Origin of the sequence: Dietzia sp. DQ12-76, assembly GCF_014145045.1 — a bacterium.
In the GTDB taxonomy this organism is placed as follows: Bacteria; Actinomycetota; Actinomycetes; order Mycobacteriales; family Mycobacteriaceae; genus Dietzia.
This window is the reverse complement of the sequence record NZ_JAALDV010000204.1, coordinates 1-1,792: the sequence shown is the minus strand read 5'-3', so window position 1 is coordinate 1,792 and position 1,792 is coordinate 1. Positions and strand designations below refer to the sequence as shown.

Annotated in this window: 1 protein-coding gene; it reads right to left on the bottom strand. The window is 70.8% G+C overall.

Translation table 11 applies throughout. From position 1 onward, the window contains the following. A partial coding sequence (locus G6019_RS08090) for an amino acid adenylation domain-containing protein (protein ID WP_206681815.1) occupies nucleotides 1-1,792 on the bottom strand: 1,792 nt, incomplete at both ends.

Genomic DNA, 1,792 nt, shown 5'->3' with positions numbered 1-1,792 from the left:
ACCTGCGGCGCGTGGCCGGGCGGGGCCGGCGTGGAGGCGGCCGGAAGGTCCGCGGCATCTTGATCGGACTGGATCGCGGGCTCGGGGACCGGGTCGTCGCGGAGGATCCGGTCTAACGGTGTCGCCAGGAGTTCCTCGAGATCCGGCCGGGAGCCGGTGAGGTCCTCGACGAGATTCGCTATGCGCACCACGGCGAGCGAGTCCAGACCGGCAGCCAGCGGTTCGAGCGCCGGATCCACACCGTCCGGGACCACTGCGGCCAGCTCGGGTGCCAGGCCTGCCGAACCACTTGCGAGCGCCTCCGGCCGAGACGCCGCGGGTTCGGCCTGCGCGGACGTCGCCGGTGCTGGGGTCGACGAGGCGGGGGGTGACGAGTCCAGCGTCGACGAGGCGGGACTCGACGGTGCTGGGACTGACGAGGCGGAGTACGACGACGCACTCGCGAAGGGGTTCGGAAGCGCCTTGTGGTCGATCTTGCCGTTCGCTGTGACCGGTAGCTCCCGGTGAATCAGGACAGCGGTAGGAACCATGTACGCCGGAAGCGCCTCCCGGAGTGCGGCACGAATCGCACGCTGGTCGAGTCCGGACTGCGGGGTGAGCGCGACATGCCCGACCAGGCGTTTGCCACCGCCGGGGCCGTCGACCGCACTACAGACTCCCGCACGCACCCCGTCGAGGCGCGTGAGTGCTGCGTCGATCTCTCCGAGCTCCACGCGATAGCCGTTGATCTTGACCTGTCGGTCGACGCGACCGAGGAACCGGATCGTCCCGTCGGGCAACCACATCCCCTCGTCGCCGGTGCGATAGAGGCGTTCGCCGTAGACGGGGTGGACCCGGAACCGCTCCGCGGTCTGTTCCTCGTCGCCCAGATACCCGCGCGCCACGCCGTCGCCGCCGATGAACAACTCGCCCGCGACTCCGATCGGGACCGGCTCCCCGTCCGGGCCGTCGAGAATGCGGAACCACTGCCCGTCCAGCGCCGTGCCGTAGGGAATCGATGGCCACTGCGGATGGACGTCGCCGATGACGTGGTGAACCGACCAGATGGAGGCCTCCGTCGCCCCGCCGAGACTCACGACGACGGCATGCGGGGCGAGGGCGCGGAGTCGATCCGGCAGCGTCACCGGGATCCAGTCACCGGACATCATGACCAGCCTGAGCGAGCCCAGCGCGGTGCGCGCGCGCTCGGGATCCGATTCCGCGTAGTCGACGAGCATCTCGGCCAGGGCAGGCGCGGAGTTCCAGACCGTGACGCCCTCGGTCTCGATCGTGCGCAGCCAGTGCTCGGGATCGGCCTCCGAGCCGCGTTCGGGCAGGACCAGTCGCGCGCCGGCGGACAGGCCGCCGAAGATGTCCCACACGGACAGGTCGAAGCTCAACGCGGACAACCCCAGGACGACGTCCGTCGGACCGGGGTTGAACCGGCGCGCCAGGTCGTCGATCGTCGTCCTGGCCTGAGCGTGTTCGATGGCGACGCCCTTGGGCTCTCCCGTCGAGCCCGAGGTGAAGATCGTGTACGCAAGTCCGGCCCCCTCGACGGGTGCGGGACCGGGACGAACCGCATCGTCCGCAGGCCGCTGGACCACGGCGGGTATCGCCGTGACCCCGTCGGGCATGTCCGTCCCCTGCGCGGCGACAGCGACCCGGGCGCCGGCTCGGGCCGCGATACGTTCCACGCGCGTGAGCGGCCATGCCGGGTCCACGGGCACGTAGGCGGCCCCGGCCGAGGTGATCCCGAGGACGATGCCGATCTGTTCGACCGACTTGCCGAGCAGGACGAGGACCGGCTCCC